The organism is Streptomyces sp. NPDC055078, assembly GCF_053607985.1.
Genome location: NZ_JBSGUP010000896.1, coordinates 1 through 2,651 on the forward strand (window position 1 = coordinate 1; position 2,651 = coordinate 2,651).

1 protein-coding gene is annotated in these 2,651 nt (G+C 72.0%); it reads right to left on the reverse strand.

The genetic code is table 11. From position 1 onward, the window contains the following. Positions 1-65: 65 nt before the first annotated feature. On the reverse strand, positions 66-2,495 hold the full coding sequence (locus tag ACWF94_RS38310) for a Tex family protein (protein ID WP_453499551.1): 2,430 nt from the start codon (positions 2,493-2,495) through the stop codon (positions 66-68). Positions 2,496-2,651 lie beyond the last annotated feature (156 nt).

Below are 2,651 nucleotides of genomic sequence, written 5' to 3' on the forward strand. Positions count from 1 at the left end.
GCCTGTACGCCGGGCGGGCGCCCCGCTGCCAGGGGCGGCCCGGCCACGGCGCCGCCCCTGTCCCGTCACCGGCGCTTGTCGGGACCCGCCAGGCCCGCCCGGCGCAGGGCGTCCGCCATCGCGCTGTTCGCCGGGGGAGGCACCTGCCGCTGACGGTCGCCGCCGCGTCCGCCGCCCTGGCGGTCACCCCCCTTCCGGTCACCCCCCTGACGCTCGCCGCGTCCGCCGCCCTGGCGGCGCTGCTGTGGCCGTCCACCGCGCTCACCGCGCTCCCGGCCCGACGCCGGAGGCGACGTGGCCGCGTCCTTGGGGGCGGCCTCGTCCTCCAGCCGGAGTGTCAGCGAGATCCGCTTGCGCGGGATATCGATGTCGAGGACCTTCACCTTCACCACATCGCCCGGCTTCACCACATCGCGCGGGTCCTTGACGAAGGTCTTCGACATCGCCGACACATGGACCAGACCGTCCTGGTGCACACCGACGTCCACGAACGCGCCGAACGCGGCGACATTGGTGACCACGCCCTCCAGCACCATCCCGGAGGCCAGATCGCCGATCTTCTCCACGCCCTCCTTGAAGGTGGCCGTCCGGAACGCGGGCCGAGGGTCGCGCCCCGGCTTCTCCAGCTCGCGCAGAATGTCCGTCACGGTCGGCAGCCCGAACGTCTCGTCCACGAAGTCGTCCGGCCGCAGCGACCGCAGCACCCCGCCGTTGCCGATCAGCGAGGCGACCTCGCCGCCCGCCGTCTTCACCATCCGCCGCACCACCGGATACGCCTCCGGGTGCACACTGGACGCGTCCAGCGGGTCGTCCCCGCCCCGGATACGCAGAAAGCCCGCGCACTGCTCGTACGCCTTTGGGCCCAGCCGGGCCACCTCCTTCAGCGCCCTGCGGGAACGGAAGGGGCCGTTGGTGTCGCGGTGGGCGACGATGTTCTCGGCGAGCCCCGCCCCGATGCCCGACACCCGGGAGAGCAGCGGCGCCGACGCGGTGTTCACATCGACACCCACACCGTTCACACAGTCCTCCACGACCGCGTCCAGCGACCGGGAGAGCTTCACCTCGGACAGATCGTGCTGGTACTGACCGACGCCGATCGACTTGGGATCGATCTTCACCAGCTCGGCCAGCGGGTCCTGGAGCCTGCGCGCGATCGAGACCGCGCCGCGCAGCGACACATCGAGCCCCGGCAGCTCCTGCGAGGCGAACGCGGACGCCGAGTACACCGAAGCCCCCGCCTCCGAGACCATCACCTTGGTCAGGTTCAGCTCCGGGTGCCGGCTGATCAGGTCCGCGGCGAGCCTGTCGGTCTCGCGGGAGGCGGTGCCGTTGCCGATCGCCACCAGATCGACCGAGTGCTCGGCGGCCAGCCGGGCGAGCCTCGCCAGTGACTCGTCCCACTTGTTCGCGGGCACATGCGGATAGATCGTGTCGGTGGCGACGACCTTGCCGGTCGCGTCCACGACGGCCACTTTCACCCCCGTACGGAAGCCGGGGTCCAGGCCCAGTGTCGCCCGGGTCCCGGCCGGGGCGGCGAGCAGCAGGTCGCGCAGATTCGCGGCGAAGACCCGTACCGCCTCGTCCTCGGCCGCCGTGCGCAGCCGCATCCGCAGATCGATGCCCAGATGCACCAGAATCCGGGTCCGCCAGGCCCAGCGGACGGTGTCCAGGAGCCACTTGTCCCCGGGGCGGCCACGGTCGGCGACCCCGAAGCGGTGCGCGACCATGCCCTCGAAGGCGGACGGCCCGTCGGTGGCCTCCTCCGGTTCGAGGGTCAGATCGAGGATCTCCTCCTTCTCGCCCCTGAGCATGGCGAGCACCCGGTGCGAGGGCAGCTCCGTGAACGGCTCGGCGAAGTCGAAGTAGTCGGCGAACTTCGCGCCCGGCCCCTCCTTGGCGTCGCCCTTGCCCTCGCGGACCTTCGCGGCCAGCCGGCCCCGCGTCCACATCCGCTCCCGCAGCTCACCGATCAGATCGGCGTCCTCGGAGAACCGCTCGGACAGGATCGCCCGCGCCCCCTCCAGCGCCGCCGCACCGTCCGCGACACCCCTGTCCGCGTCCACGAAGGCCGCCGCGGCGGCGAGCGGATCCACGGACGGATCGGACAACAGCCCATCGGCCAGCGGCTCAAGCCCCGCCTCACGGGCGATCTGCGCCTTGGTGCGGCGCTTGGGCTTGAACGGCAGATAGATGTCCTCCAGGCGGGCCTTGGTGTCCGCCCCCCGGATCCGCGCCTCCAGCGCGTCGTCCAGCTTCCCCTGCTCGCGTACGGACTGCAGAATCGCGGCCCGCCGCTCCTCCAGCTCCCGCAGATACCGCAACCGCTCCTCAAGCGTGCGCAGCTGCGCATCGTCGAGCATCTCGGTCGCCTCTTTGCGGTAGCGCGCGATGAACGGCACGGTCGACCCGCCGTCGAGCAGCTCCACGGCCGCCCTGACCTGCCGCTCCCGTACGCCGATCTCCTCGGCGATCCTGCCTTCGATGGACGTCGTCACGTTTCCCCGACTCGCCTTCTCCTGCTGGCTGTGCTTGACAGTGCATTGTGCCGCGCGGCCGGGGAGGATGTCGCGCGGCCCCAGGGTCTGTCCCGGCGGATCGTGCCGGCCCCGGGTGCCGGGGGACCGTGCACAGGGCCACGGGGGACCGGACCC